This is a genomic window from Pelomonas sp. Root1217, assembly GCF_001425705.1.
Lineage (GTDB): Bacteria > Pseudomonadota > Gammaproteobacteria > Burkholderiales > Burkholderiaceae_C > Pelomonas.
This window is the reverse complement of record NZ_LMDC01000016.1, coordinates 1-4329: the sequence shown is the minus strand read 5'-3', so window position 1 is coordinate 4329 and position 4329 is coordinate 1. Positions and strand designations below refer to the sequence as shown.

The window sequence follows — 4329 nt, the reverse complement described above, 5'->3', positions numbered from 1 at the left end:
GTTGCCGACACCGAAGAAGGCGACCTTGAACGGCTTTTCGCGCCCGTTCTGGGCGCGCAGCCGGGCCAGCGGCGAGCCGCCTTCCGCAGTCATGTACTGAACCCAGTCGGCCATCTCCTGCACGCTGCCGGTACCGACGTTGCCGTTGACGTAGGCGTCGGCGCCCATCATCTCGATGAGGTCGAAGAACTCGTGGGTACCGACGGCATTGATTTCTTCGACGTGGGTCCCCCAGACGTTGCTCGGACGCTTGTCCTGCGGGCCGATGCCGTCGCGCCAGTGGTAGGTATCGGCGAAGCAGCCGCCCGGCCAGCGCACCAGCGGCACATGCAACTCCTTGAGCGCGCCGACGACGTCGTTGCGCCAGCCCCGCGTGTTGGGAATGTTCGACTTCGTGCCGACCCACATGCCTTCGTAGACGCCGGTGCCGAGGTGCTCAGCGAACTGGCCGTACACATACTTGCTGATGACGGGGCCGGGCTTGCCGGCGTCGATGGTGATGGTGACCGGGTTGGCGGCGAAAGCCGGTGCCGCGATCAGGCCGAGGACGGCGAGGCTGTGTTTGATTGTTTTCATATAGGGTCTCAAGACAGTGCAAAGCCGCCGTGTGGTTTGATCGCAATGAATCCCGCTGATTCATCGGCGGCCCCATGCGCGGACCGCCTTGTTCAGTTATTTCGAGAATTGCCAGTAATCGAACTTGAACAGTTCTTCGCCGGGCGCACCGCGGAATACGAAGAAGAGATCGTGGATGCTGGAGGCTCCGGAGATCTGGGCCGACTGCTGCTTCCATTGGCCGCCGGTGCCCGACACCGGCAGGGTGCCGACCAACTGGCCGTCGAGCTTGCCCAGACGAATCTCGATCCTCGACTCGGGGGTCTCCTTTGCCTTGGCCGTACTGGCGAGGCTGGCCGTGAAGGCGCGCGCGCCGGTCGCGCCGAAATCGACATTTCGCACCTGGATGTAGGCGCCGTCGTGGATGCCGCGCACATTCTGACCACCGGCGCTGTTGGGCTCGATCTTGACGCCGGAAGACCAGGCAATCGTCTCGGCTTCGACTCGCTTGTAGGGATCAAGCGTGGCAACCGGTGCCGGCCCTTCCGTGGTTGGCTGCACCATCGGGACCGACCCATCGGGGTTGAATTTCAACTCATCGACGCATACGGAACGTTTGAAGCCGTCGCCTCCCGGAAGAGCGGCGTTGTGATAGAAAAGGTAGGTCTTGCCCTTGAAATCGACCACGCCCGGATGGTTGGTGAAAGCGCTTTGCGGGGTCATGACGACGCCGCCGTACGTCCACGGGCCTTGAACTGTAGGGCCGGTGGCGTAGCCGAGATGCTCAGGGATGGGACCGGCTGCAAAAAACAGGTAATTGAGATTCTTGCGCCTATAGAGCCAAGGACCCTCTTCGTAGGATGTACCGCGCAAAGCAGGCTTCGGCTTCGTGACGCCTACTGTGTCCGGCGGGTTGCGCTCCCCCAAGGCCTTGACGGTCATTGGATGGCCAATGATGCCCTTGTCCCCCACGCTGGTGTCGTAGGAAATCATGTCCTTGTTCAGTTTCACCGACCACAGATTGGGATTGCCCCAGGCGAGATAGGCCTGACCCTTGTCGTCGATGAAAACGGTCGGATCGATGCTGTCGTACAGGCCGCCGGCGTGGCCGGCGATCAGCGGTTTCTTGATGGGATCGATATAGGGGCCCAGGGGGTTATCGGCCACCAACACACCAATGCCACGGCCTTGCACCGGACCATAGAGATACCACTTGCCATCCCGCTCAATCACTTGAGGGGCCCAGGCACCGTTGTCAAAACCGTCCCAGCCGGAATTTTCCTTGGAGGCCCAGGGAAAGTCCCGGAGAGAGGCGATCGCGCCGTGCTGGGTCCAGTTCACCATGTCCGTCGTCGTGGCGAGCACCCAATTCTTCATATTGAAGTTGTTGGCCTCCCCGACATCTTCGTCGTGGCTGGAAAACAGGTAGAGCGTGCCCTGATGGACCATGGGGGCTGGATCGGCCGTGTACATCGTTTGAATAACCGGGTTGCGCGCGAACGACGTCGCGGGCAGCAAGGCCAACATGGACAAGAGAACGGCAGCGGAGCGGGTTGGTTTTTTCATGAGGAGCGGTAAATGGGGGAAGGCGGGAAATGAAGTTGCGCCGTGTCAGCGCCCGTCTTTTGTCGCTTGCCCGACCCGGTAGTAGTCAAAGTCGACGCGGCCGCCAGGCGTCTTGGTCGAGTAATAGAAGAGCCCGTAGCGGTAACCCATGAAGTGCGGGAAGGTGTAGGCCATGCGCGAGGGACGACCGATGGGGGTCCACGATTTGCCGTCCAGGCTGTAGGAGAAGCGGGCGAGCTCAGGCGCGGGCTCAAATTCGCAGTCGACCCTGAGATGAACGGTCTTGCCAGTGAGCGGCACGGAGGCGATCTCCTCCGGCTTGTCGGCATCGGCGCTCACCATGACGAGGGACTTGGCGCCGTCGTTCATCCTGACGCCGACAAAACCGTACTGCCTTTGAAACGCGGCCAGGCCCGCCCAGTCGCCATCTTTCATGCCGCTCACGTCGATGCTGGTGGTGGCGAAACTGCGCGGGCCGAAGGTGCGCTGCGTCAGAGTGTTCCGGGCCTCGAGCAGCGTCGGAACGGTCCGGCTGGTGGTGAAGCTCATGTAGCCCGGGCGCTTGGTGAGCGACCAGTCGCGCGGCTCGGGGTTGTGGTTCCATTGCCAGGCGAGTGGTAGGTCGGGCTCGCCAGGCTGGCGGTCGAATTCGTCGGAGGCGACGATGCCCGAGACGCCGGAAACGCCCTGTGCGCCGGCGGGGATGTCCAGCGTCATGGCCACCTTGCCGGAGGCGACGATGCCCGAGACGCCGGAAACGCCCTGTGCGCCGGCGGGGATGTCCAGCGTCATGGCCACCTTGCCGTCTTTGCCGAGCACGGGCCAGCCATCCTTCCAGGTCACGGGCACGAGGTAGGGAATGCGGCCGACGGCGCCGTTGTCCTTGAACAGATAGGCGTACCACTTGCCTTCCGGGGTGTCGATGAGGCCGCCCTGGGCGATACCACGATCATCGAGGGCAATGCGACTCTCATAGGGCCCGTCGAGGGTGTCCGCGCGGCTGACGATGACGGTGCGCGCCCAGCGGCTGCCCGGCGAGGCGATGTTGAGAAGGTAGTAGCGGCCGTTGATCTTGGACAGCTGCGAGCCCTCGCCGCACAGCCCTCCCTGGTCGGCGCCGAAGACGGCGTTGACGTGTTCGATGATGGGCTTGTTCACGCCGCCGGGCTTGGTGCCGGTGAGATCCGGTTTGAGCTCGGTGAGCATGATGCGGTTGCACCCCCAGACCATGTAGACGCGGCCGTCGTCGTCGAAGAACAGACTGTGGTCATTCATCAAGGGCTCGAAGCTCGTCTCCTTCCATGGGCCGCGTTCGGGATCGCGCGTGGTGTAGACGTGAGTGCGTCCCCCGGTGGTCGCGGCGAACGTCGATGCATAGAACATGCCGTCGTGATAGCGCAGGCTGCTAGCCCAGGAGCCGGCACCGTAGGCGTTCTTGCCGTTCTCGAGGCGGAAGGCTTCGTTGTCGGCAAGGTTCTGATGGGCGTAAGAGGCCATGCTCCAGTTCACCAGATCCGTCGACTTCATGATCGGCAGCCCCGGGCTCATGTGCATCGTCGTGCTGCTCATGTAGTAGGTTTTTCCTACCCGGATGACGGCGATGTCAGGGACGTCGGCCCAGATGAGCGGGTTGTGGGCAGGAGCTGTCTGGGCAGCCTCTGCCGCCTGAACGGTGTGGGATCCGACGGAGAGAAGGAGGGCCATCAGGAGGGAAAAAATCGGCCGACGCAGGCCGTCAGGGTGTTTGTTCATGTTTTGTCTCTGGAGTAGTTTTTGCGAGCCAGCGCATCGGTCGCAGGACCCCATGAGCTCAAGACGAGCCAAGGATCAGCCCAGCATCTTGAGCAGCATGCGATGGTGCTGCGGCATGCGCGCCACCGAGGCTTCGATGGCTTTGCGACGCTGGTCCAGCGCCGTCAATGCCCGTTCCGGCGCGATCTCCGCGAAGACCGGATCGTTGCGTTCGGGCCAATGGTCCATGCCGGCGTGGATGGCGAGCCAACTGGTGGCATCGAACCCCTCCTCGTCGTATTCGTGCAGCACGCCGTAACGACGCCACAGTTCCATCCGGAAGGCCAGGGTTTCGGGCAACTCCATCGATGACACATGACGCCATAGCTCGCTGTCGCGGCGGCGGGTCAGGCAGTAGTGCAGGATGATGAAGTCGCGGATGCGTGCGAAGCGGCGCGCCGCGCCGTCGTTGAACAG

At 62.8% G+C, this 4329-nt stretch carries 3 protein-coding genes and 1 pseudogene; all 4 read right to left on the bottom strand.

Annotated features, from left to right (window positions below; all coding sequences use genetic code 11):
* Positions 1-576, bottom strand: a pseudogene (locus ASC95_RS14255) (alpha-N-arabinofuranosidase); the annotation flags it as partial.
* 96 nt (positions 577-672) lie between these two features.
* Positions 673-2121: a glycoside hydrolase family 43 protein gene (locus tag ASC95_RS14250; RefSeq protein ID WP_057298396.1), complete on the bottom strand. Its 1449-nt coding sequence runs from the start codon at positions 2119-2121 to the stop codon at positions 673-675.
* Between the two features lie 45 nt (positions 2122-2166).
* Entirely contained in the window at positions 2167-3945 is a 1779-nt protein-coding gene (locus tag ASC95_RS14245; protein WP_200960147.1) for a glycoside hydrolase 43 family protein, read from the bottom strand.
* Between the two features lie 3 nt (positions 3946-3948).
* Positions 3949-4329 (bottom strand): tryptophan 7-halogenase (locus tag ASC95_RS14240; RefSeq protein WP_162250778.1); only part of this gene is annotated, 381 nt, incomplete at its 5' end.

What these genes read in the sequence shown, in the direction of transcription:
- ASC95_RS14250 (WP_057298396.1), bottom strand. Translation starts at nt 2,121, where the DNA reads ATGAAAAAACCAACCCGCTCCGCTGCCGTTCTCTTGTCCATGTTGGCC.